The organism is Xanthomonas hortorum pv. pelargonii, from assembly GCF_024499015.1.
Lineage (GTDB): Bacteria > Pseudomonadota > Gammaproteobacteria > Xanthomonadales > Xanthomonadaceae > Xanthomonas > Xanthomonas hortorum_B.
Map to the genome: position 1 here is coordinate 2876977 of NZ_CP098604.1, position 24835 is coordinate 2901811.

Annotated in this window: 18 protein-coding genes and 1 pseudogene; 11 read left to right on the forward strand and 8 right to left on the reverse strand. The window is 64.1% G+C overall.

Annotated elements, in window-relative coordinates; genetic code table 11:
• The first annotated feature begins 3 nt into the window (after nt 1-3).
• The 5 genes from NDY25_RS12585 to NDY25_RS12605 all read left to right on the forward strand — a co-directional run bounded on the left by NDY25_RS12585 (nt 4) and on the right by NDY25_RS12605 (nt 4892).
• Nucleotides 4-1122 carry an NADH:flavin oxidoreductase/NADH oxidase gene (locus NDY25_RS12585; protein ID WP_168959769.1) on the forward strand — a complete coding sequence of 373 codons (1119 nt, stop codon included), beginning with the start codon at nt 4-6 and terminating at the stop codon, nt 1120-1122.
• A gap of 82 nt (nt 1123-1204) precedes the next feature.
• Entirely contained in the window at nt 1205-2083 is an 879-nt protein-coding gene (locus NDY25_RS12590) for an NAD(P)-dependent oxidoreductase (protein ID WP_168959750.1), read from the forward strand.
• 213 nt (nt 2084-2296) lie between these two features.
• Complete coding sequence (locus NDY25_RS12595) at nt 2297-2689, forward strand: XVIPCD domain-containing protein (protein ID WP_168959751.1); 393 nt, start codon at nt 2297-2299, stop codon at nt 2687-2689.
• A gap of 68 nt (nt 2690-2757) precedes the next feature.
• Nucleotides 2758-3609 carry a formyltetrahydrofolate deformylase gene (gene purU, locus NDY25_RS12600; protein WP_162498242.1) on the forward strand — a complete coding sequence of 284 codons (852 nt, stop codon included), beginning with the start codon at nt 2758-2760 and terminating at the stop codon, nt 3607-3609.
• Nucleotides 3610-3752: 143 nt separating this feature from the next.
• Nucleotides 3753-4892 carry an MFS transporter gene (locus NDY25_RS12605; protein WP_168959752.1) on the forward strand — a complete coding sequence of 380 codons (1140 nt, stop codon included), beginning with the start codon at nt 3753-3755 and terminating at the stop codon, nt 4890-4892.
• An 85-nt stretch (nt 4893-4977) separates the two neighbouring features.
• Here the strand turns inward: NDY25_RS12605 and NDY25_RS12610 are convergent, their stop codons facing one another.
• Nucleotides 4978-5679, reverse strand: coding sequence for a response regulator (locus tag NDY25_RS12610; RefSeq protein WP_168959753.1), 702 nt, complete (start codon nt 5677-5679; stop codon nt 4978-4980).
• On the reverse strand, nt 5679-7058 hold the full coding sequence (baeS, locus tag NDY25_RS12615; protein ID WP_168959754.1) for a sensor histidine kinase efflux regulator BaeS: 1380 nt from the start codon (nt 7056-7058) through the stop codon (nt 5679-5681). The genes NDY25_RS12610 and baeS overlap by 1 nt, the downstream gene beginning before the upstream one ends.
• A gap of 250 nt (nt 7059-7308) precedes the next feature.
• Between baeS and NDY25_RS12620 the strand changes: the two genes are divergently transcribed.
• Genes NDY25_RS12620 through NDY25_RS12630 form a run of 3 tightly spaced genes read left to right on the forward strand, consistent with a single transcriptional unit; the run spans nt 7309 to nt 13175 of the window.
• A complete protein-coding gene (locus NDY25_RS12620; protein WP_168959755.1) occupies nt 7309-8586 on the forward strand; it encodes an efflux RND transporter periplasmic adaptor subunit in 1278 nt (425 codons plus the stop codon).
• A 9-nt stretch (nt 8587-8595) separates the two neighbouring features.
• On the forward strand, nt 8596-11745 hold the full coding sequence (locus tag NDY25_RS12625) for an efflux RND transporter permease subunit (RefSeq protein WP_168959756.1): 3150 nt from the start codon (nt 8596-8598) through the stop codon (nt 11743-11745).
• Entirely contained in the window at nt 11742-13175 is a 1434-nt protein-coding gene (locus tag NDY25_RS12630; RefSeq protein ID WP_168959757.1) for an efflux transporter outer membrane subunit, read from the forward strand. The genes NDY25_RS12625 and NDY25_RS12630 overlap by 4 nt, the downstream gene beginning before the upstream one ends.
• Before the next feature lie 672 nt (nt 13176-13847).
• On the opposite strand, the gene NDY25_RS12635 is transcribed toward NDY25_RS12630, so the two are convergent.
• The 4 genes and pseudogenes from NDY25_RS12635 to NDY25_RS12650 all read right to left on the reverse strand — a co-directional run.
• Nucleotides 13848-15806, reverse strand: coding sequence for a choice-of-anchor X domain-containing protein (locus NDY25_RS12635; protein ID WP_168959758.1), 1959 nt, complete (start codon nt 15804-15806; stop codon nt 13848-13850).
• A 309-nt stretch (nt 15807-16115) separates the two neighbouring features.
• Complete coding sequence (locus tag NDY25_RS12640; protein WP_168959759.1) at nt 16116-17015, reverse strand: methylenetetrahydrofolate reductase; 900 nt, start codon at nt 17013-17015, stop codon at nt 16116-16118.
• 119 nt (nt 17016-17134) lie between these two features.
• Entirely contained in the window at nt 17135-17800 is a 666-nt protein-coding gene (locus NDY25_RS12645; protein ID WP_104551064.1) for an epoxyqueuosine reductase QueH, read from the reverse strand.
• Between the two features lie 42 nt (nt 17801-17842).
• A pseudogene (locus NDY25_RS12650) lies at nt 17843-18736 on the reverse strand (LysR family transcriptional regulator); the annotation flags it as partial.
• Between the two features lie 147 nt (nt 18737-18883).
• On the opposite strand from NDY25_RS12650, the gene msuE reads away from it, so the two are divergent.
• The 3 genes from msuE to NDY25_RS12665 all read left to right on the forward strand — a co-directional run bounded on the left by msuE (nt 18884) and on the right by NDY25_RS12665 (nt 21656).
• On the forward strand, nt 18884-19426 hold the full coding sequence (gene msuE, locus NDY25_RS12655; RefSeq protein WP_256627478.1) for an FMN reductase: 543 nt from the start codon (nt 18884-18886) through the stop codon (nt 19424-19426).
• 168 nt (nt 19427-19594) lie between these two features.
• Nucleotides 19595-20596: a DUF1852 domain-containing protein gene (locus NDY25_RS12660; RefSeq protein ID WP_168959770.1), complete on the forward strand. Its 1002-nt coding sequence runs from the start codon at nt 19595-19597 to the stop codon at nt 20594-20596.
• A 28-nt stretch (nt 20597-20624) separates the two neighbouring features.
• A complete protein-coding gene (locus NDY25_RS12665; protein WP_168959762.1) occupies nt 20625-21656 on the forward strand; it encodes a methionine synthase in 1032 nt (343 codons plus the stop codon).
• Between the two features lie 152 nt (nt 21657-21808).
• On the opposite strand, the gene NDY25_RS12670 is transcribed toward NDY25_RS12665, so the two are convergent.
• Together NDY25_RS12670 and NDY25_RS12675 are read right to left on the reverse strand one after the other, a co-directional pair.
• Nucleotides 21809-23254 (reverse strand): OprO/OprP family phosphate-selective porin, encoded by a 1446-nt coding sequence (locus NDY25_RS12670; RefSeq protein WP_168959763.1) that lies wholly within the window; start codon nt 23252-23254, stop codon nt 21809-21811.
• 610 nt (nt 23255-23864) lie between these two features.
• The gene (locus NDY25_RS12675) at nt 23865-24755 is read right to left on the reverse strand and encodes an SDR family oxidoreductase (protein ID WP_168959764.1); all 891 of its coding nucleotides are present in this window, start codon (nt 24753-24755) and stop codon (nt 23865-23867) included.
• Nucleotides 24756-24835 lie beyond the last annotated feature (80 nt).

Below are 24835 nucleotides of genomic sequence, written 5' to 3' on the forward strand. Positions count from 1 at the left end.
CCCGTGTCATGTGTGGATGCCCTCTTGAGCCAGCTGTTCTCCCCCATTCGCTTCGGTCCGCTTGCGCTTGCCAACCGGATCGTCATCGCCCCGATGTGCCAGTACTCCGCACAGGACGGCCGCGCCAGCGACTGGCACCGCATCCATCTGGGCACCTTGTCGCAATCCGGTGCCGGCCTGCTGATTCTGGAAGCGGCCGCAGTGCAGCCGCAGGGGCGCATCTCTTACGCCGATCTGGGCTTGTACGACGACGCCACCGAGCAGGCATTGGATGAAGTGCTGCAATCGGTACGGCGCTGGTCGCCGATGCCGATCGGCATTCAATTGGCGCATGCCGGGCGCAAGGCCTCCACCGATCTGCCGTGGAAAGGTGGCGAGGCGATTGCGCCGGATCACACGCATGGTTGGCAGACCGTGTCCGCATCGGCGCTGGCGTTTCGCGAGGGCCAGCCGTTGCCGCAGGCGCTGGACGAGGCCGGTATCGATGCGGTGGTCGATGCATTTGTCACCTCGGCACAGAGCGCCGAACGCCTCGGCCTTGAGTTGATCGAGCTGCACGCCGCGCATGGCTATCTGATGCATCAGTTCCTGTCGCCGCTGAGCAATCGGCGCAGCGATGCGTATGGCGGTTCGTTGGACAACCGCATGCGGTTGACCCTGCGCATCTTCGATGCGGTGCGTGCGGCGGTGTCGGACAAGATCGCTATCGGCGTGCGGATTTCTGCCACCGATTGGGTGGAAGGCGGTTGGGATCTTGCGCAGAGCATTGCCTTGTCCAAGGCGCTGGATGCACGCGGTGCGCATTACATCCATGTCTCCAGCGGCGGGCTGGATCCGCGCCAGCAGATTCCGGTGCAGGCGGGCTATCAGATTCCGTTTGCGCAGCAGATCAAGGCGCAGGTCGACACGCCGGTGATCGGCGTGGGCCTGATCACCGAGCCGGCGCAGGCCGAGGCGATTGTGCAAGACGGGCAAGCCGATGCCATCGCATTGGCGCGCGGCATTCTGTACGACCCGCGCTGGCCGTGGCATGCGGCCGCTGCACTCGGTGCCTCGGTCACGCCCGCGCCGCAATATTTGCGCTGCGAGCCACGTGAGGCGCGCGGCGTGTTCGCCAGCTGATTTACGCTGGTGGTGGTAAAGAAGCAGAGCGGGCCGGTGTCTTGATCGCCGCTCTTGACGCAAGATCGCATAAGGAAAACAGATGCCGATAGGATTTCTGGGCTTGGGCACGATGGGCCTGCCGATGGCACACAACCTGATGCGCGGCGGGTTCGAGCTGAGTGTGTGGAATCGCTCGCCCGAGCGCGCGCAGTCGCTGCGGCAGGCCGGTGCAACGGTGGTGGACGCACCACGCGACGCTGCACACGGCCCGCTGTTGTTCTCGATGCTGGCCGACGACAACGCGGTGCGTGAAACCCTACTGGAACGCGGTGTGCTGGATGCGCTGCCGGCCGGCAGCGTGCACGTCAACATGGCCACCATCTCGGTGGCATTGGCGCACGAGCTGACCGCCCTGCATGCCGAGCGCGGCGTGGCCTACGTGGCCGCACCAGTACTCGGCCGCGTCGATGTGGCCGAAGCCGGCAAGCTCAACATCCTGGCCGCTGGCGACGAGGCAGCATTGGCGCGCGTGCAGCCGATGTTCGATGTGCTCGGCCAACGCACCTGGGAGATCGGCCACACTCCTGAGCAGGCCAATGCGGTCAAGCTGGCGGCCAACTTCTGCCTGGCCAGCGCGATCGGCGCCATGGCCGAGGCCAGCGCGCTGGCACGCGGCCACGGCGTGGAGGCCACCCAGTTCCTGGGCATGCTCACCAGCACCTTGTTCGCCGCGCCCGCGTATCAGGGCTACGGCCGCTTGATCATGCAGCGCGAGTACCTGCCGGCCGGCTTCACCGCCACGCTGGGCCGCAAGGATGTGGATCTGGCGATCCAGGCCGGCGCCGACAAGCAGGTGCCGATGCCGCTGGGCGAGTTGCTGCGCGCCGGCCTGGACGAGGCGATCGCCCATGGCGACGGCAACGCCGACTGGGCGGTGCTGGCAGAGGTGTCGGCGCGCCGGGCAGGGCAGGTGGCCTGATCGCAGCGCCAGGGCGCAAGTGGGTTGCGCGCATCGCGCTTCGCTTGAAGGCGATGCGCGATGCATCTTGCTCACCCCAACATGCAGCAGACCTTCTAAAATGCCGGCTCGTTATAGCCGCCGCTCCAGGGAGGATGCGATGCGACACCTGCATATCACGCTCGGTTCGACCGAGCGCACACCGCGCGCACTTGCCTGCGCCGGTGCTACACGATGACCGCCGCACCGGTCGTCGACCACGGCCCGGTAGGCCCGGACCATCCCGAGCATCCGGACCATTATCTGTTCGCGCAGATCCGCGAAGCGGTGGCGGTGCTCGATGCCGAGTTGAACAAACCCACCGACGAGGCCAGCGTGCGCATGGCCGCGCGCTTGTTGCCGCTGGCCAAACAGCACGGCTTCGATCAGGTGGACTACGTGGTGCTCAGCCGGCATGTGGGCGAAGTGGGCGAGAACGTGTTCCTGGTGCGTGGCGAGCTCTCCGACCCCGCGCATCTGCGCGCGCACATCACCACGCACGAAGCGATGGAAACCTCGGTGGAGGCATCGATGGCGCAACTGGACGAGATCAATCGGCGGCTGATGCTGCGCCTGCCGCCGCGTTGAGTCGGATGGAAAAGTTACGGGCGCAAGCACCGCGCCCGCAGCTGCGCGCATTGGCTATCATTGTGTAGATGCGCTCCGACTACATCCTTACCCTGTCCTGTCCCGACCGTACCGGCATCGTCTATCGCGTGACCGGGCTATTGTTCGATCTGGCCTGCAACATTCTCGACGCACAGCAGTTCGGCGACGACGAAAGCGGCCGCTTCTTTCTGCGCGTGCACTTCAACAAGCCGCAGGCCACCGAGATCGCCGGTCTGGAGCGGCGCTTCGCGCTGCTGGCCGACGAGTTCCAGATGCAGTGGCAATTGCACGACGCGCGTCGTCGTGCGCGCTTGCTGGTGCTGGTGAGCAAGCAGGGGCATTGCCTCAACGATCTGCTGTTCCGCATGCATAGCCGGCAACTGCCGGTGGACATCGCCGCGGTGGTCTCCAACCACGCCGACTTCGCGCCGCTGGCGGCCTCCTACGGCATTGCCTTCCACCATCTGCCGGTAACGGCAGACACGCGCGCTGCACAGGAAGCGCAGCTGCTCGCACTGGTCGAGACCTTGCAGATCGATCTGGTGGTGTTGGCGCGCTACATGCAGATTCTTTCGCCGGAACTGTGCCGCGCATTGGCTGGGCGCGCGATCAATATCCATCACAGCTTTTTGCCCAGCTTCAAGGGCGCGCAGCCGTACCACCAGGCGCACGCGCGCGGGGTCAAGATCATCGGCGCCACCGCGCATTACGTCACCGAAGACCTGGACGAAGGCCCGATCATCGAACAGGACGTGGCGCGCGTGGATCACGCGATGACGCCGCGCGATCTGGTGCGGCTGGGCAGCGATACCGAATCGCTGGTACTTGCGCGTGCGGTGCGCCGTCATGTCGAACATCGCGTGGTGCTCAATGGCCATCGCACGGTGGTGTTTCGCTAGCGGTTCACGCGTCGCATCCCATCGGCCAGGGACGATTGCAGCAAGCGTGGTGGAGCAGTGGTCATGCCACGTTTCAACCAGCGAGCACCGGCTTGGCGACCCCGTTGCCGTTTCTGTTCGCCGCTCCTATTGGAATTGTTTGCATGTCGCTTGCACCTATCTCCAGCGTTCGCGCGCAACAACACGCCACGCGCGCGGCGTTCTTCATTCCCGGCTTTGCTGCGGCCATCTGGGCGGTGCTGGTGCCGTTCGCAAAGGCCAGAACCGGCGTGGACGATGGCGCGCTCGGGTTGATCCTGCTGTGCCTGGGCGCAGGCTCGTTCCTGGCGATGCCGTTGGCCGGCGCCCTGTCGGCGCGCTTCGGCTTTCGCACGGTGATGGCGGTGACGGCTGCATTGATCTGCATCAGCCTGCCGTTTCTGGCCGTTGTCGCCAACCCGTGGATGCTGGGCGCGGTGCTGTTCGTGTTCGGCGCCGGCGTGGGCGCGATGGATTGCGCGATGAACATGCAGGCGGTGGTGGTCGAACGCGATGCCGGGCGCGCGATGATGTCCGGATTCCATGCGTTTTTCAGCATCGGCGGCTTTGTCGGTGCCGGTGCGATGACGCTGCTGTTGTCGGCGCGCATTGGTCCGCTGAGCGCTGCGATCGCCGGTGTGATTGCCATGCTGCTTGTCGGTGCACTGTCCGTTCGGCATTGGCGTGCCGAGCGCATCTCCCAGCAGGGGCCGTTGCTCGCGTTACCCAAGGGTATCCTGCTGTTTATCGGCATTCTGGCGTTTGTGGTGTTTCTGGCCGAGGGCACCATTCTGGACTGGAGCTCGGTGTTCCTGGCCGATGTGCACCAGGTCAACCCGAGCACCGCCGGCCTGGGCTATGTGGCGTTTGCACTGACCATGACGGTGACCCGTCTGTTGGGCGACTCGGTGGTGGAGCGGCTGGGGCGCATCCGTTCGATCGTGATTGGCGCGCTGCTGGCCAGCGCGGGGTTTTTGGTGCTCACGCTGGTGAGCCCGTGGCAGGCCTCGTTGGCCGGTTACGTGTTGGTGGGGCTGGGGTGCGCCAATATCGTGCCGGCCCTGTTCTCGCTGGCCGGCAACCAGACGCACATGCCGGAGAGCATCGCCATCACTGCAGTCACCACATTGGGCTACGCCGGCATTCTGGCCGGGCCGGCATTGATCGGCTTCGCCGCCCACGGCATCGGCCTGGTCGGTGCCTTGATCGGCGTTGCGGTGTTGATGGTGGGCGTGGCGGTGTCGACGCGGTGGTTGAAGGTGTGAGTGTTGGGCGTCATCCGCCTGTCGTCGGTGGGTTATCGGTAAAGCGTCGCGCGCGGGCGCGCTCCTACCAAGGGCGGAGCGGGGATTACGCCTCGGTGGGTAAATATTCGAAGCGGTAGCCCACGCCGTACACCGAGCGCACCCACTCTTCGCCGCCCACATCGGCCAGTTTGCGGCGCAGGTTCTTGATGTGGCTGTCCACGGTGCGGTCGGTGACGATGCGGTGGTCCACATACACGCGGTCCATCAGCTGTTCGCGCGAATACACGCGGCCCGGCGATGCGGAGAGCGTACGCAGCAGGCGAAATTCGACCTGCGTGAGATCCAGGTCGCGTCCGGCCACGCTGGCCCGGCAGGCGGCGTCATCGATGACCAGGCCGTGCGTCGGCTCGCTGTTGGGGTCATGCCGTTGCCGGCGCAGCACCGCGCGTACGCGCGCGATCACCTCGCGCGGGCTGAAGGGTTTGCAGATGTAATCGTCGGCGCCGATCTCCAAGCCGAGCAGGCGGTCGATCTCTTCGGCGCGCGCAGTCACCATGATCACCGGTACCGCGCTGAGGCTGCGCAGTTCGCGGCAGATGTCCAGGCCATCGCGATTTGGCAGCATCAGATCCAGCAACAGCAGATCCGGCGACTGCGCACGGAACGCCGCGATCGCCTGCGCGCCATCGGCTACCCAATGATGCGAATAGCCGGCCGCGTGCAGATACTCGCCCAGCACCGCGGCCAGTCGCGGTTCGTCTTCGATGATGAGCACATGTGCGGCCGGTGCGGTCTGGGTGTCCATTACGCCTCCAATGCCGGCAGCTGCAGCGTTACGCGCAGGCCGCCCAACGGTGAGGCGGTCGCGTGGATCTCGCCATCGTGCGCGCCGACGATATTGCGGCAGATCGCCAGACCCAGCCCGCTGCCACCGCTGGCGCGATTGCGTGACCCTTCCACGCGATAGAAGCGCTCGAACAGGCGATCCAGCTTGTCTGCCGGCACACCGGGCGCGCTGTCTTCCACCACGATGTCCACTGCATGTCCGCGTCGTGCGCAGTGCACAACGAGTTGGCCGCCGGCATCGGTATAGCGCAACGAATTTTCCAGCAGATTGGAGAGCAACTGCTGCAGGCGGCGCTCATCGCCGTTGACATGCAGCGGCGCATCGATGCCGTCGGCGCGTAGCGTGAGCCCGGCTGCAGCGATGCGCGTCTGCATGCCGGCCAGTGTGGATTGCAACACCACACTCAGATCGATTGGCGCGCGCCGATACGCCAACGCGCCCACATCGGTCAGCGAGAGGTCGTAGAGATCTTCGATCAGCTTGCCGAGCTGGCCGACCTCCTGATGCAACGAGCTCAGCGACTCACGCGTCATCGGCCGGATACCGTCCTGCAGCGCTTCCAGTTCGGCGCGCAGTATCGCCAGTGGCGTGCGCAGTTCGTGCGAGACATCGGCCATGAAATCGCGGCGCGCGCGCTCGTTGTTGTCCAGTGCCTGCGCCAGCCGGTTGAAGTCGCGCGCGAGCTGGTCGAGTTCATCGCGCATGCCCGCGTCCAATCGCGTGCCGTAGTCGCCGGCGGCCAGGCGATGGGTTGCCACGGTCAAACCACGCAGGCGGCGCAGCAAGGTGCGCGACAACAACCACCCAAACAGCGCAGCGACACCGATCGATGCCGCGCCCACTGTCCACCACACACGTTGCTGGGCTTGAAAGAAGCGTGCGTCGTTGGCGGTCAGCACCTTCTCGAACGGCAGCATGCCCATCCAGCCCACCGTCTGCCCGCGCACCACGACCGGGCGCAGCGTGTCGGTGCGGCTGACATCGGGGTTGCCGATGATCACGCGGTAATCGCGATCCAGCAGCGCGAAGCGAAACACCGCGCCGGTCTGATCGGAGATCGGCGGCGCGCGCGGTGGCAGATTCTGCGCCAGCTCCGGGCGCATCAGCACGAACCAGGCATCGGGATTGTCGCGGATGAAGTTCCAGTCGCCATGCTTGGCGTAATCGGCCTGCACGCGCGGCAACACTTCCATCATCCGCTCGATGCCTTGCTCGCTGAGATAGTCGAGAAACTGCTTTCTGAGCAACAGCTGCCCGGCCAGACCATTGATCAGCAGCACTGCGATGCACGCGCTCAGGATGGCGAGAAAGAGTTTGGCGGTGATTCCGAGTTTCATCGACGTTGGGAAAACCTTGTTGCGAATGAGGTCACGCACGTTCGCTTGCTGAAATGACTGCCTGCATTGAATGGCGACTGCAGCAGCGTCGACTGCAGACGCCAAGTGCGCTGCCTGTCTTGCACACCCGTATTGGGACTTCATTAAACCCCGAAAGCAAGCGCCTGCTGTCTGTCAACGCAAATCTTCAAATTTGCTCCATATTCGCAGCGTAGCGTGCGCATCCTCCGATCATTCCCGAGTGCGCCGCATGCGTTCCGTCGCTTCTTCCCGTTCTGCCGTGGTACCGCGCCAATGGCTGCTGGCCGCCATGATCACCGCCGCGCTGGCGGCCTGTTCGCCTGCGCAAGCGCCGCAGCAGCGGCAAGTGGAAGTGGGCGTGCAACGCGTGGACGTGCAGCGCCTGGCGCTGGACCAGACCCTGCCCGGCCGCACCGTTGCCTATCAAAGCGCGCAGGTGCGCCCGCAGGTGGGCGGTATCCTGCGCAAGCGGCTGTTTACCGAAGGCGAGCAGGTGCAGGCCGGGCAGGTGCTGTATCAGATCGAACCGGCCGCGTTCCAGGCCGCGTATGCCTCCGCGCAGGGCGAGCTGGCGCAGGCGCAAGCGGCAGTGCTCTCGGCCAAGCCCAAGGCGCAGCGGTATCAGACGCTGGTCAAGCTGGATGCTGTGAGTCAGCAGGATGGCGATGATGCGATTGCCACGTTGCGTCAGAACGAGGCCGCGGTGACCGCCGCAAAGGCCGCGTTGCAGTCCGCAAAACTCAATCTGGATTTCACCCGCATCACCGCGCCGATCAGCGGCCGTATCGGCACCTCGAGCTTTACCCCGGGCGCACTGGTCACTGCCGACCAGACCGATGTGCTGACCACCATCAACCAGCTCGACCCGATCTATGTAGACGTCAGCCAATCCAGCGCGCAGTTGCTGCAGTTGCGCCGCAAGCTCGATGCCGGCCAGGTCAAGGCGGTGGACGGCAAGGCCGAGGTCAAGCTGCTGCTGGAAGACGGCAGCGCCTACGCGCGTACCGGCACGCTGGAAGTGGTGGACACCGCGGTGGATGCCACCACCGGCACGGTCAAACTGCGTGCGGTGATTCCAAATCCGGACCATCTGCTATTGCCCGGCATGTATGTCAAGGCGGTGCTGTCGATGGCCGTCAACGAGCAGGCGATCCTGGTGCCGCAGCAGGCCGTCACCCGCAACAGCAAGGGCGAGGCGGTGGCGATGGTGGTCGGTGCCGATGGCAAGGTAGCCCAGCGCGTGCTCAAGACCGGCGATGCAGTGGGCGACCGCTGGGTGGTCAGTGAAGGATTGTCTGCAGGCGAGAGCGTGATCGTGCAGGGCCTGCAGAAAATTCAGGTCGGCATGCCGGTGAAGACGCGCGAAGTAAAGGCCGCTGCGGCCACGCCAGCTGCAGCGGCACCGGTTGCACCCACAACGGTGACGCCGAGTGCACCCGCCGCAACTACGCCCAATGCCAAGCCAACGCCCGCAGCGCCGGCCAGCGCCACGCCCAAGGCCGACTGAGGAACTCTTATGGCTCGTTTCTTTATCGACCGCCCCATCTTCGCGTGGGTCATCGCCATCGTCATCACGCTGGCCGGCGCGATCTCGATCTTTTCGCTGCCGCTGGAGCAATACCCGGACATCGCACCGCCCTCGGTGACGGTCAGCGCCACCTATACCGGCGCCTCTGCAGAGACCGTGCAGAACTCGGTCACGCAGATCCTCGAGCAGCAGATGACCGGTCTGGACAATCTGCTCTACATGTCCTCCAGCAGCAGCTCGGCGGGCACCGCGCAACTCACGCTCACCTTCGACTCCGGCACCGACCCGGATACCGCGCAGGTGCAGGTGCAAAACAAGGTGTCGCAAGGCGAGGCGTTGCTGCCCGACGAGGTCAAGACCAACGGCATCACCGTGACCAAGTCGGCCAGCGGCAGCATGTTCATGGTGCTGGCCTTCACCTCCGAAGACGGCAGCATGGACAGCACCGACATCGGCGACTACATGGTGTCCACGTTGCAGGACCCGATCAGCCGCCTCAATGGCATCGGCAGCGTCAACGTGTTCGGCGCCGAATACGCGATGCGGGTGTGGCTGGATCCTGAAAAACTGCACACCTACGCGTTGATGCCATCGGATGTGAGCACGGCCATCGCCGCACAGAATGCCGATGTGTCCTCCGGCGCGCTGGGCGCATTGCCGGCGCTGCAAGGCCAGCAGTTGAACGCCACGGTAACCTCGCGCAGCAAGCTGCGCACGCCGGCGCAGTTCGAGAACATCGTGCTCAAGTCCGATGCCAGCGGCGCCACCGTGTACCTGCGCGATGTCGCGCGGGTGGAGCTGGGTTCGGAATCCTACGGTTCCAGTTCCAAGTTCAACGGCAAGGCCGCTTCGGGCATGGGCCTGCAGCTGGCGACCGGCGCCAATGCGCTGGACGCCGCCAAACTGGTGGAAGCCAAGCTCGACGCGCTCAAGCCGTACTTCCCGGCCGGGCTGAAATACGAGGTCGCCTACGACACCACACCGTTCGTGCGCATCTCCATCGAGGAAGTGGTCAAGACCCTGATCGAAGCGATCGTGCTGGTGGTCGTGGTGATGTATCTGTTTTTGCAGAACTGGCGCGCCACGCTGGTGCCGGTGATCGCGGTGCCGGTGGTGTTAATGGGCACCTTCGGCGTGTTGTCGCTGCTGGGCTTTTCGATCAACACGCTGACCATGTTCGCGATGGTGCTGGCGATCGGCTTGTTGGTCGACGATGCCATCGTGGTGGTGGAAAACGTCGAGCGGCTGATGGCCGAGCAAGGCATGTCGCCGCGCGAAGCCACGCATACCTCGATGGGCCAGATCACCGGCGCGCTGGTTGGTATCGCGCTGGTGCTCACGGCGGTGTTTCTGCCGATGGCCTTCTTCGGCGGTGCTACCGGCGAGATCTATCGGCAGTTCTCGGTGACGATTGCCGCGGCGATGATCCTGTCGTTGGTAGTCGCACTGACCTTGAGCCCTGCGCTATGTGCCACCTTGCTCAAGCCCATCGACAAGGGCGGCCATGTCTCGCGCAAGGGCGTGCTGGGCAGGTTCTTCACCTGGTTCAACACACGCTTCGATCGCGGCACCGAGAGTTACGGGCGCGGTGTGGAGCGCATCGTCAGCCATCGCAAGCTGGGCTCGCTGATCTATGTGGTGCTGCTGGTGCTGCTGGGCCTGCTGTTTTGGCGCCTGCCCAGCGCGTTCCTGCCAGAGGAAGACCAGGGCATGCTGATGGTGATGTTCAGCGCACCGGCCGGCGCCACCCAGCAACGCACCCAGCAGTCGATCGACCAGGCCACCCAGTTCATCCTCAAGCAACCGGAAGTGCAGGGCATCATGACCATCTCCGGCTTCAGCCTGGCCGGTAGCAGCCAGAACTCGGGCATGGGCTTTATCCGTCTGAAGGACTGGGCCGACCGCGACGGCTCGGCGCAGGAAGTGGCGCAACGCATCACCGGCGCGATGATGATGACGCTGCCGGATGCGCAGGTGTTTGCGTTGACGCCACCGGCCATCAACGGGCTGGGCACCAGCTCCGGTTTCACCCTGCAGTTGCAGGATGCCGCCGGCAACGGCCACGAGGCTTTGGTGGAAGCACGCAAGCAATTGCTGCAGCTGGCCAACGGCAATCAGAACCTGAGTGCAGTGCGCTTCAACGGGCTGGACGATGCGCCCACCTACCGCGTGCAGATCGACGATGCCAAGGCCGGTGCGTTGGGCGTGGCCGCCGCCGACATCAACACCACCTTGTCCACGGTGATGGGCGGGCGTTACGTCAACGACTTCCTCAACAACAACCGGGTCAAGCGTGTGTACGTGCAGGGCGAAGCATCCGCACGCATGTTGCCCAGCGATATCGACCGCTGGTACGTGCGCAACAGCGATGCCGCCATGGTGCCGTTCTCGGCGTTCGCCAGCAGTGCGTGGGCCTACGCACCGCAGGTGCTGACGCGCTTCAATGGCAGTGAATCGATGGAAATCACCGGCAGTGCTGCACCGGGCATCAGCTCGGGCGATGCGATGACGGCGGTGGCCGGCGAGGTCGATGGCATGGGCAAGGGCGTGGGCTACGCCTGGTCGGGCATGTCGTATCAGGAGCAGGCCGCCGGCACCCAGACCTGGATGTTGTATGCGGTATCCCTGGTGTTCGTGTTCCTGTGCCTGGCCGCGTTGTACGAGAGTTGGTCGATCCCGATCTCGGTGATGCTGGCGGTGCCGGTAGGCATCGTCGGCGCGCTGCTGGCGACCTGGATGCGCGATTTGTCCAACGACATCTACTTCCAGGTGGGCTTGCTGGCGACGATGGGCCTGGCCGCCAAGAACGGCATCCTGATCGTGGAATTTGCCAAGGAACTGGAAGAAAAAGGCCAGCCGTTGATCGAAGCCACCTTGCATGCCGCACGCATGCGCTTGCGGCCGATCCTGATGACCTCGTTGGCCTTCATGCTCGGCGTGCTGCCGATGGTGATCAGCAGCGGCGCCGGCTCCGGTGGGCGTCATTCGCTGGGTACCGGCGTGCTCGGCGGCACCCTGGCCTCCACGGTGCTGGGCATCTTCTTCGTGCCGCTGTTCTACGTGATGGTGCGCAGCCTGTTTCCGGGTAAAGCCGCCGATCACTCCACCGTCGTCCGTACGTCCGAGGTGACTCCGTGAAGCGCAACCTGTCCGTAAGTCTGGCGGTAGCCTGTGCCATCGCATTGAGTGGCTGCGTCAGCATGGCGCCGCGTTATGCACGCCCGGATGCGCCGGTGCCCAGTGTGGTCGGCGACACCGGCAGCGCGGACAGCATTACGTCCAATGCAGCTGCGCTGGATTGGCGGCACGTGCTGGTCGACCCACGCCTGCAGCAAGTAGTCGCACTGGCGCTGGACAACAATCGCGATCTGCGCGTGGCGGTGCTCAACATCGAACAGGCGCGGGCGCAGTACCGCATTCAACGTGCGGACCTGTTCCCGGCGGTGGATGTCACTGTCTCGCACAGTGCGCAACGTGCTGCGGCAGCGACCAGTTTTACCGGTGCGCCGCAGATCATCCGCAGCGCTACCGGGCAAGTGGGCATCACCAGTTGGGAGCTGGATCTGTTCGGGCGCATCCGCAGCCTCAAGAACGAGGCGCTGGAAACCTATCTCGCCAGCGAGCAGACCCAACGCAGCACGCGCCTGAGCCTGGTGGCCGAAGTGGCCAGCGGCTGGCTCACCGTGGCTGCCGATCAGCAGCGGCTGGCGCTTGCGCAGCAAACGCTGGAGAGCCAGCGCAAGACGCTACGCCTGACCGAGTTGCAACACGATAACGGCATTGTCTCCGGGTTGGATCTGGCCCAGATCCAGACCAGTGTGGAAAGTGCGCGCGCCGACGTGGCCAGTTTCACCACCCAGCTGGCGCAGTCGCGCAATGCCTTGAATCTGGTCGCCGGCACACAGGTGCCAGTGGCGTTGCTCCCGGCTGCCGATGCGATCGATACCGGTGTGGCATTGGCACCGCTACCGGCCCAGCTGGAATCGCGCGTGCTGCTGCAGCGCCCGGACGTGTTGTCGGCCGAGCACACGCTCAAGGCCGCCAATGCCGATATCGGCGCCGCCCGCGCCGCGTTCTTCCCCACCATCTCGCTCACCGGCAACGTCGGGCGCGGCAGCGATGCCTTGTCCAGCCTGTTCGAGGGCGACCACACTTGGTCGTTCTCGCCCAGCGTCAGCGTGCCGATCTTCCGTGCCGGCGCCTTGAAGGCCGAACTGGACGTCGCCAAGTTGCAGAAAGACATCACCATCGCGCAGTACGAACTGGCGATCCAGACTGCCTTCAGCGAAGTGGCCGATGCACTAGCCGAACGCACACAACTGGACGAGCGCATGGACGCGCAGCGCGCCCTGGTGGATGCCGCACAACGCGGCTTCACCCTCTCGGATGCGCGCTACCGCAATGGCGTGGACAGTTATCTGGTGGCGCTGGACGCGCAACGCACGCTCTATAGCGCGCAACAGACCTTGATCAGCTTGCGACTGACCGAGGCGAGCAATCGGGTGAGCTTGTACAAGGTGCTCGGCGGTGGCGCCGATGCGCAGTCGCAACCGTTGGCGCAACAGTAGTCCTGCATGGATGCGCTTGCGTCGGTGAGTCGAGTGCGCGGCGCCCTCACCGCTTGCGGGACACGCCGTAAACTCGTCCCTGGGGCTCGGTGGCGGCATCCATGCCGCCACACGGTCCCGCAAGCGGCGAGGACACCGCACCAGAGAGTTTGTAGGTTGCTTGGAAAAGAGCTACGTGCACCGACCATCTCGACTGGTCCTTGTCCGCCCACCGTCGCGGGACCTTACGCGGCATGGATGCCGCGTAAGAGCTTACAAGGACGTACTTGCAGCGTGTCCCGCGATGGTGGGCGGGCAAGGGCCCTGCAGCAAACCCGCAAATCATCCGCTCTAAAACCCACGCACCCACACCGTTCAATCACCTTTCAAGACAACCAAAGCCCCTCTCCCCTCGGGAGAGGGGTTGGGGCGAGGGTACGGAGCGAAGCCACACGAGAGTGAGATGAGAATTGAGAGGATTCGCCCGTACCCTCATCCGCCCCTGCGGGGCACCTTCTCCCGGCGGGAGAAGGGATCAAGCACCCTTTGGGACCTCGTTACCTTCAAGGGGAGGAGGAATCAAATTTGGTGAACGTAGGAGTTGTGTCGGCCGCCAACACGCTACGTGTTCCCCCGCATGCCGCGATGGCGACGCAGACGCCGGCCATCGCATTGCACACCGCTACAACCGCATCACTTCGCTGCGTTGGCGTTCATCACCGCATTGCGGCTGGCAGCCAGATACTGCGCCGGATCGCGCATGCCGGTGGTGTGGCATTGCCCCGTGGTGTGGCCGCGATTGACGCCGCCCGGCAGCTGCGCGTTGACCTGCTCCACCGTGCCATCTTCCGGGTCGTTCAACACAAGATCCGAGGCCGCGTTGCAGTAGTCGTTGGTGTACCAGTTGGTCTTGGCGAACGAGGTCGTGTAGTAGTTGACCTTGGCCCGCGCATCGGCCGGAATGCCGGCCAGCCACGCCTTCGCGCCGTCGTAGGTCATGTCGGTATTGGTGCCGCAACCCACCCCGAACCACGAACCCACCGCCGCCAGAATGCCCGACAGGTCGGTGCCCTGATACGGCGTGCCCACCGACTGCATCACCCGCCCACCGCTGGCGTTATCCAGCCCGCTCCAGTAGTAGGTATACAGATGCAGCGCGGCCATGCCGCCCTGGCTGTGCGCCACCGTGGCGAACGAAGACCACTGGCTGGCGAACTGCGCCAACCGCTGCGCGAACTGGTCGTTGCTGCGGTTTTGTTTGGCATCGATAAACGACGAGGCATTGGTGAATTGCGCCTGCGGCCACACGCCGTTGGAGCAATAGCCGTGCACCAGCACCAGTTGCGAGCCGGCGGCCTGCGGCTGCGCCATTGCACTGGCACTGGCCAACGCAGTCGGACGCGGCCCCATACGCATGCTTTCGTCGATCGCACCGGCAGACCGCGCGATGCTGGCACGCCGTAACGCGGGCAGCTGCAACGGCAGCGTGTCGGCCTGCACCAGCGGGATGTAATGGTCCGGATCTTCGATACGCAGCCCACGCACGCTAAACGGCGCACGCGCACCGGCACGTGCAATCCAGCGTTCGTCCAGGCTCAATGGCAGCTGGCCTTGTTGCAGCGTCAGCATGCCGCCGATCCACGCCACCGGCACCTCCTTGCCTTTGGCATCGGTGCCCCACACCTGGCCGAACACGCGGTAGTGCGACGGCGCCTTGCCGCGCGCGGCAATGGGTAAGCCAATGTTGAGCCGCGTGCCATCGGCAGCACGTGCGCTCAGTGCATTGCCAAGCAGACGCAACGAGGTATCCAGCACCGGCAACACATGCTCGCTGGTGCGCACGAACGGCTGCCCGGCCTGGTCGTGACCACGCACGATCACCTGTGCGATCCAGGTGCCCTCACTACTCGGTTGAAATGTACCGCCATACACGCCATCGCCGGCTGCGCCATCGTCGTGTTGCCCGTCATCGGCCATCGGCAGCGTGCGGATGCCGCCTTGCGGATCGATCACACGCAGGCTGGCTGTCTCGATCTGCCCAGCCTGCGCGGCAAGCAAGGTCGCCCCGCGCGCATCGTTGCCGCTGAGCAGCGCATTGAGCGTCAGCGATTGACCCACCTGCTGGCGACGATTGCGCGCATACGAAGCCAACTGCGTGCGTGCATCGCCTTCCATCAAGACATAGCCGCGTTGCGCCACCGGCGATGCCGATTGCAGGGTCAGCGACCATGCACCGTTCTGCGCGGATTCCACTGCGTAACGCATGCCGCTGGTGCCACTCTCTGCGCTGCCCAGCAATGTGCGTTGTGCCTGCAGTTGCGGTGCAACGGCAGCGGCACGCGCGCCGGCAACGCGTGGTGCAGTCACTGCCGCATCCCACAGCTGATCGCCGGCCAACACCATGAAACGCAGGTGGCCGTTTTCCACCGGCAAGGTGCCTTGCCAACGCGCCGATTTACCGGCCGGCGTCAATTCCACCGGTAGTAACGCGCTCTTGGACAGAATCGCCGACTCGGCCGGATCGGGTGCGCGCATCTGCGCGAACTCCTCCGGTGGGCCAGCCAGTTGTTTGGGCTGCAGCTCCGCCGCCGCAAGCGGCAGGGACACAAGCGAGAGGCTGCATAGTAACGACAATAGCGACGGCTTCGGCATGGCGACATCTCTCCTTGAACGTTGCGAAGCAATGCCGCTGCGCATGGCAACGACACCGGATGCAGCGCCCCCTCGCCGCGATTCGCCGATGGTTATACCGCGCGCTTGTGACAGGTCTGCTGTGCGCTGCAGCACCTCACGCGCAGCCAACAAACCCACATAAATGAATAGTACGGACTGTGATCCAGGTCGTGGACATGTCGACGATCCACACTTCCGTACCAACTAAAACTGTAAGTCTGCGGTCGCTGTTGACCGCCGAACTCTACGGGTCTTAGTCCGCACGGACTGCAGACTACCGTGCGAAATCTATTGCGATCTTCGCGATGCCGAGGTCGACAAGATGTGGGCCGCGCTGCGGGAGCGATACTGCTCTACCCACGCGACAGACTGTGCAATGCCGCCGAAGGGAAAGAAGTGCAGGCTCACGTCTCCATGCGCGTCAGTGAGGCCGGTGGCGAGGCGATCCACAAAACGATCCGGCCCCGCGCTACCGAACAGCTTGCCGATCGAGATGCCGTACTTGGACAGCATCGATGCGCATGCACCGACACCGCAGCGTGCGGCATAGCGCGCGAGCACCGCGACGCCGGCAGGACCGGGAACGCCCACACGCACGGGATGTGCAATGCCACGCGCGCGCAGCGCTTCCAGCCACGTCAGCACGATGTCGGCATCGAACGCGAATTGGGTGACGATCAGCGGCGCCATGCCGCGCTCGGCGATGCTGCGACACTTGCGTTCCAGCACATCCCATTGATCGGTTGCAGGCATGCCCGGATGTCCTTCCGGATGTCCCGCCACGCCGATGGTGGTGATGCCCGAGCGCTCGAAAACACCTGTATCGATCAGCGACACGCTGTCCGAAAACGGCCCGATCGCAGAGGGCGCATCACCCGCGATCACCAGGCAGCGCTCAACGCCGGCTTCATCGACGGCACGCCCGACGAAGGCGTGCAACGCATCGAGCGAGGCGATGCGGCGCGCGGAAAGGTGCGGCATGGGCGCGAAGCCGAGGGTGCGCACCGTCTGTGCGGCGGCCAGTCGCGCGTCGTCGTTCTGGCTGGGCAGGTAGGGGATGGCAATGGTTGAGCCACGCAAGATCCGCGGCGCCGCTGCGGCCAGCGCGGGCATGTCGGTTGCGCCGACCTCCAACGAATAAGCGTCGGTAATGGTGCTGGCGAGGCTGGGCGTATCCGGATAAATCAAGATGTTTTGCCGTGCTTTGGTGGTGATTGGGTGGTATAGGTACATCAGCTCTGATCGAGCGGGAAGGGCGCCATGGAACGCACTAAAATCCCGGTGGCGTTGTTGCCCTGGCGAGGCACTCAGTCTTCCTGTTCCCCATCGCCGTAGAATTTCACACCCAGTTGAATGCGATTGCGCCCGCTTTCCACGCGGTGCCGATTGGTGTCGCGCAGGGAGTAGACGCAGCCGCAGTATTCCTGCTGATAGAAGTTCTCGCGCTTGCTGATCTCGATCATGCGCGAGGAGCCACCGCCCTTGCGCCAGTTGTACTCCCAGTACAGCAGGCCGGGATATTTGGCCGCAGCGCGGACGCCGCAGTCGTTGATCTGCTGCATGTTTTTCCAGCGTGAGATGCCCAGCGAACTGGTGATCACCGGGAAGCCATGTTCGTGCGCATACAGTGCGGTGCGTTCAAACCGCATGTCAAAGCACATGGTGCAACGCACGCCGCGTTCGGGTTCGTTTTCCATCCCGCGTGCCCGTTCGAACCAGTTGTCCCGATCGTAGTCGGCATCGATGAAGGGCACGCCGAACTGCTCGGCAAAGCGGATGTTCTCGTCCTTGCGCAGCTCGTACTCCTTGCGCGGATGAATGTTGGGGTTGTAGAAGAAAATGGTGTAGTCGACGCCGGAAGCCAGCATGGCCTCCATCACCTCGCCAGAGCACGGCGCGCAGCAGGAATGCAACAAGACCTTGTCGTGGCCGGCAGGCAGTGGAAGTGGAGTGCGCGTGGCGATGCTGTCCATCAGTTGGCTCCCGGCGTATTGGTTGGTGTTGGTATTGGCTGTGGCATTGGCATTGCCAGGCGCGCGCGCCAGTTCGATGAAAGCGCGCAGGTAGTCGATGGCGATATCTGCCTCGCGTGCCCCCAGGAAAATCTGTTTGGGGATGCCGCGTGCACCCAGCCGGACCGGCACCACGTCCATCCTGGAGGCATATTCCTCCACCAGCCAGCGTGGCATGGCGGCGACGCCGCGGCCGCTGGCCACCATCTGCATCATGATGTCGGTGGTTTCGATGGCCTTGTGGCGCCTGGGCGTGACACCGGCCGGTAGCAGGAACTGGCTGTAGATGTCCAGCCGCTCAAGGTCCACGGGATAGCTGATGAGCACCTCGCGTGTCAGCTGCTGCGGCTTGACGTAGGCAGCCGACGCCAGCGCATGGCCGCTGGCCACGACCAGCACCTGCTCGTAGTCGAACACCGGCTCGAACCGCAGCCCGGGCTTGTACAGCGGGTCGGGCGTGACCAGCAGATCGATCTCGTAGCCGAACAGCGCGCCAATGCCGCCGAACTGGAACTTCTGCTTGACGTCCACATCCACATCCGGCCAGGTGGCCAGATAGGGCGCCACCAGCTTGAGCAGCCACTGGTAGCAGGGATGGCATTCCATACCGATGCGCAACGCACCGCGTTCGCCCTGCGCAAACTGCCCCAGGCGCTCTTCGGCCAGGTCCAGTTGCGGCAATACCCGGTTGGCCACCGCCAGCAGATACTGGCCAGCCTGGGTCAGCCGCAGGCTGCGCCCCTCGCGCAGCCAGACGTCGGTGCCCAGCTGCTGCTCCAGCTTTTTCATGCTGTGGCTCAGCGCCGACTGGGTCAGGTTCAACACGCCGGCGGCGGCCGTCAGCGAGCCTTGCTGCTCGACCTGCTGGACGATGGTGAGATGGATGCGCTCAAGCATTCAGATGATCCGAATTCATGGATTGTTGAAATAACACCATTTTACTTCATTGAATGCGAGCCCTAGCATCGGGGTTCGTCGTTCTAGGTCCACCTGCATGACTGTCAACGTGCCACACCCCTCCGCGTCGTCGCGGTCTCCGGCGGGATGCAACGCCCGTCCAAGGCCGTCGCCCTGGCCGAGCATCTGCTGGCCCTGATCGCCGATGCAGTGCCGTGCGAGCAGCATCTGGTCGAACTCGGGGCGTTGGCACCGCAGTTCGCCGGGGCGGTCTGGCGCTCGCAGCTGCCCGCAACGGTGGAGCAGGAACTGATCGCCGTGGAGCAGGCCGACGTGCTGGTGGTGACAACACCGGTCTATCGCGGCTCCTTCACCGGGCTGTTCAAGCACTTCTTCGACTTCATCCATCAGGACGCCTTGATCGACACGCCCGTGCTGTTGGCTGCAACCGGCGGCAGCGACCGCCATGCGTTGGTGATCGACCACCAGCTGCGGCCGCTTTTCAGTTTCTTCCAGGCACGCACCTTGCCGCTGGGCGTCTACGCCACCGACCGGGATTTTCTGGATTACCGCGTGCACAACGAGGCGCTGGCCGAGCGCGCCAGGCTGGCGGTGCAGCGGGCATTGCCGCTGATCGCATTGACGCGGCAGGCAGGTGCCATCGCCGCAGAAAAAGTCGCAGCGGCCTGAGGGCCATCCCGCCCACGGTTGCCTGGCGGGCCACCACGCCCTCTTCGGCCACCGGATCCGTTGGCGATGGCCCGCCGATCCAGAGTTCCGGCTTCCATCCAGCAGGCATCAACAGCTCCGCTGAAAAGTGCGCTCGTATTTAATCTCGAAACAAGGCGTCAGCTTGCAATGACTCAAGAATTGACCTTCAGCATCAAGAGCCTTTGGTTCGATGAGGACTACCGTCCCGCGGCCAATACGCGCAACACGACCAACTTTGCCAACCTGGCCAGGGGGCAGCGTCGTCAGGAAAATCTGCGTAACACGCTGGCGATGATTAACAACCGCTTCAACGACCTGGCGCATTGGGATAACCCCACGCTTGACCGCTACGCGGTCGAACTCGAAATCATCTCTGTCGAGATGAAGATCGGTGGGAGCGAAGCAGGTGATGGATTTCAAGCAGGCGATGCATTTCCGCTGATCGAGATATTGAAACCCAGCATCCTCGATAAAACGACCGGCGCGCGCATCGACGGCATTGCAGGGAATAATTTTTCCTCCTATGTGCGCGACTACGATTTCAGCGTGCTGCTGCCAGCGCACAATCAGGACGCGTCCAACTTCAGCCTGCCGGCGGAGTTCGGCAGCCTGCATGGCAAGCTGTTCAAGCACTTCGTGCACTCGGACGCCTACAAGGCGCGGTTCGCCAAGCCGCCGGTCATCTGCATCAGCGTCTCCAGCAGCAAGGTCTATCACCGCACCGGAAACCAGCACCCTATCCTGGGCATCGAATACCGGCAGGACGAAGGGTCATTGACGGATCGGTATTTCGAGAAAATGGGCCTGCAGGTGCGCTATTTCATGCCGCCGAACAGTGTCGCCCCGTTGGCGTTTTACTTTCTCGGCGACCTGCTGAACGACTACACCAATCTCGAGCTGATCGGCACCATCAGCACCATGGAGACGTTCCAGAAGATTTACCGGCCAGAGATCTACAACGCCAATTCCGCAGCAGGGGCCATCTACCAGCCGAGCCTGAAGCATCAGGATTACTCGTCTACCCAGATCGTCTACGACCGCGAAGAGCGCAGTCAGCTCGCGGTGACGCAGGGCAAATTCACGCAGGAGCACTTCATCAAGCCCTACGGGAACATTCTCGAGCAGTGGGCCTCCAGCCACGCTGTCTAATCAACACGAACGCAAGACATCACTCATCATGAATAAGCTGCTCCCCACCTCAACCGCCGGTAGCCTGCCCAAGCCATCCTGGCTCGCGCAGCCCGAAAAACTCTGGTCTCCCTGGAAGCTGCAGGACGAGGAACTGATCGAAGGCAAGCAGGACGCATTGCGCTTGTCGCTGCAGGAACAGCAGCACGCCGGCATCGATATCGTGAGCGACGGCGAGCAGACCCGCCAGCATTTCGTCACCACCTTCATCGAACATCTCAGCGGTGTGGATTTCGAAAAGCGCGAGACGGTCAGGATCCGCGATCGCTATGACGCCAGCGTCCCGACCGTCGTTGGCGCGGTGAGCCGCCCGAAGTCCGTCTTCGTCGACGATGCCAAGTTCCTGCGCCAGCAAACCCGGCAGCCGATCAAATGGGCGCTGCCTGGTCCCATGACGATGATCGATACCCTCTTTGATGCGCACTACAAAAGCCGCGAAAAGCTGGCATGGGAGTTTGCGAAGATCCTCAATCAGGAAGCCAGGGAGCTCGAGGCTGCTGGCGTGGACATCATCCAGTTCGATGAGCCGGCCTTCAATGTCTTCTTCGACGAGGTCAACGACTGGGGCGTTGCCACCCTTGAACGGGCCATCGAAGGGCTAAAGTGCGAGACCGCCGTCCATATCTGCTATGGCTACGGCATCAAGGCCAATACCGACTGGAAGCAGACGCTGGGGTCGGAGTGGCGTCAGTACGAAGAGTCGTTCCCCAAGCTGCAGACATCCAATATCGACATCATCTCGCTGGAGTGCCACAACTCGCATGTGCCGATCGATCTGATCGAACTCGTTCGCGGCAAGAAGGTGATGGTCGGTGCCATCGACGTGGCGAGCAACACGATCGAAACACCGCAGGAGGTGGCCGATACGCTGCGCAAAGCGCTTCGGTTTGTCGACGCCGACAAGCTCTACCCGTCCACCAACTGCGGGATGGCGCCGCTCGCCCGCCACGTTGCACGAGGCAAGCTCAGTGCCCTCAGTGCAGGCGCAGACATCATTCGCGCAGAACTGTCGGCGCGGTAGCGCGCTGATGCTTGCGTAGATCAGCGGCCGAAGGAATGCGGGCCGATGCGAACGCTATCCCGCCGCTGCAACGGGCGACCGAGACCGGCACCGCACTAACAAACAAGCCCCCGCATGCGGGGGCTTGTTTGTCTTCCATCGGGTTGCAGCGATCAATAATTGACCTGCAACTGCAGCCGCAGCAGATCGCCTTCCACCACCGGATACGGCGCAGTGGTGACGTCGGTGCGCTTCATCTTCGAATACGCGAATACCAGTTCCAGCGCATCCATCGGTTGCCACTCGACGCCGGCTTCCACTTCGTCCAGGCGCATGCGCGGCGCATTGGTGTCGAACTTGGAGCCGCCGCGGTAGGTTTGCCACTTCAGGTACGGCAGCAGGGTGCCATAATTGAAGTCGTGCTTGAACATCGCCTGCACGTAACCGCCGCTCAGCGAACGGGTACGGATACGCCGCTGCGCGACATCCAGCTCCGGGCCGCGACCCACCGTCCACTCGGCCTGCAAACCGAATGGCTGCGGGTAGTAAATGATGTGCGCGGCCACGCGTTGGTCGGTGTAGCCGTTCGGGTCGGTGATGGCCGGGGTGAAACTGCGGCCGCCGATATTCACCGCCGCCGCAGTCGGCACGAAGCGGCCGCTGTAGGCATCGGCGCCCACTTCCAGATACTGGCCATTGGCGAATTTGAACGGGTAGGTGGCGTGCACCACCGCATGCATGCCGTCGTTGCGTTCGGCGCGGTTGGCGCCCTGGCCGTTGTAGACGCCGGCGCCGATCACGCCGTAATCGCCCGAGCCCTTCAGGCCCGACTTGACCATATCCTGAAAGCGGCCCTTGGCCACGGTGGGGCTGTAATAGAACACCGCACCGATATCGCGTTCGTCGCGCAGGCCGGAGTTGAGCGCGTCGGCACGATCCAGCGTGAGACGGTTCTGGCTGGACTGCAGGTTTTCCCAGCCGTACGGCATCTTCGACTGGCCCACACGCACGCGGTATTCGCGCTTCTTGTCGAAGTAGATATCGGCATACGCATCGCGCAGCTGGGCGAAGTTGGAGGTGGTCGAGCCGGTCGGCGTGCTCGCAAAATCCGGCTGGAAGTACAGCGACACATGCTCGTTGAGATCGCCGCTCAGCACCAGACGCGCGCGCCGGATGCCCAGGCTCTGGTCGTTACCGATAAAGCGGTCGCCCGGCGCACGCAGGTCTTGCGCGTCGCCGCCGATGCCCTGGTTGTAGCGGATCTGGGTGTAGCCGCGCAGGCTCAGCTTGTCGTACCACTTCTTGCCGGCCTCGCCGGGCTTGGCCGGCGCTGCTGCCGGCACGGGTGCGGGCGCGGTCTGGGCGATGGCGGTGTCGGCCGCCACTGGCGCGGCGGGCGGTGGCGGCAATGCCGGCGCGGCAGGCAGTGCCGAGGCCGGCAGCTTGCCGTTCTCGTCCACCTGCACGAACTTGCCCAGCTTGTCGCGCCCCGGTGCCGGCTCGGCGAAGATCTGCTTGGTCTTGCGGTCGACGTACAACTCCAGCTCGGCGGCCAGCGTACTGCCGCTGGCGGTCGCGCTGAGGGCGCACAGGACGGTGGCGAGATTGCGTTTTTTCATGGGTCCGGCTCGTGCAAGGGAAACGGGTCGGCGGCAGCGTCAGGCCTGCGGCTGCCCCCAACCGGGGCGGCGAACATGGCGTCTGAGCGCCTGCCAGGCGCCCAGGTCGTCCTGACGTAGCGGCAATGGCAGCAGTTATATTTAGATTTGATGTCAGTTTGGTGACATCGACCGCGCCTGCGTACGCATACCTGTGTCAGCAGCGTGTCCAGCCGATGTCAGTTATGCGACGAATGCGAGGCGAGCCGGTCCGCGCAGGTTCTAGCCTGCCGCTGGCGGGATCGCGTGCGGATCGGGCATCAGGTCGCATCTTGGATGCCTTGCGACTGGGGGCGCGCGTCTTGCACGGCGCCGGTGCTGCTGCTTTCCACGCGGCAATGAAGTGAAGGCATGACAGAGGCACGACCCGAGAGGCGACCACGCAGCCTGCCAAGCGTGTTCGGTGCTCGGGTGTGCCTGGAACTGGGTTGGGCCTGGAGCACACGGCCGCCGCAGTGCCTGCGCACTGACCGCATCTGCGCCGATCACCGCACGCAAGGTCCATGCGCCGCTTGCACGGCGCTACACCGACCGAAGCGGGCCTGTGCCCGGCTTCGGTCGATCACACCGGTCAGCCTGCCGAAGGCGCAGCCGCCAATGCCGCAGCCACCGCATCGTGCAGCGAGGTGGTCGGGCGGCCGATCAACCCGCTCAAGGTGTGGCTGTCGTCGAACAGGCTGCCGCCGCGCGAGGACGCCGAGCACTGCGCCAGCACCTGGGCGAACGGAGCCGGCAAGCCGATCTGCACCAGCGCCGCCGCATAGTCGGCTTCGGGCAGATCGTGATAGGCCACTGGCTTGCCGGACTGCTGCGCCAGCTCGGCGGCATAGTCGGCCATGGTGAAGGCGGTATCGCCGGCCAGCTCGTAGACCTTGCCGGCCTGCGGTGTGTCGGTGGCCAGCACCGCTGCGGCGGCTGCGGCGTAATCGGCACGCGTGGCCGCACTGATCTTGCCCTCGCCAGCGCTACCGATCACCGCGCCATGCGCCACTTCGGCCGCGATCGAGCCGGTGTAGTTCTCGGTGTACCAACCATTGCGCAGCAGCACATGCGGCACGCCGCTCTCGCGCAGCAGCGCTTCGGTGGCGACATGCTCGGGTGCCAGCGACAGCATGCTGGTATCGGCGTGCAGCACGCTCGTATAGGCCAGCAATTCCACCCCGGCACGCTTGGCCGCCTCGATCACGTTGCGGTGCTGCGGCACGCGTTCGCCCACCGCATTGGACGACACCAGCAGCACGCGGCCCACCCCGGCGAAGGCCTCATCCAGGCTCTGCGGGTCTGCATAGTCGGCGCGACGCACGCTGATGTCGCGTTTTGCGAACTTTGCGAGTGACGCAGTATCGCGGGCCGTTGCTACGATGCGTGCCGCTGGCACACGCTCTAGCAAGGCTTCGACGACCAACGCGCCCAACTGCCCGCTGGCGCCGGTGACGAGGATCAGGGGGGAAGTGTGTGCCATGGTGAACTCCAGTTGGTATTGATAAGAGGTGTGGTCTACTATCTAGACTCTAGGTCCGCGCACTCATTATCAGGGCCGTT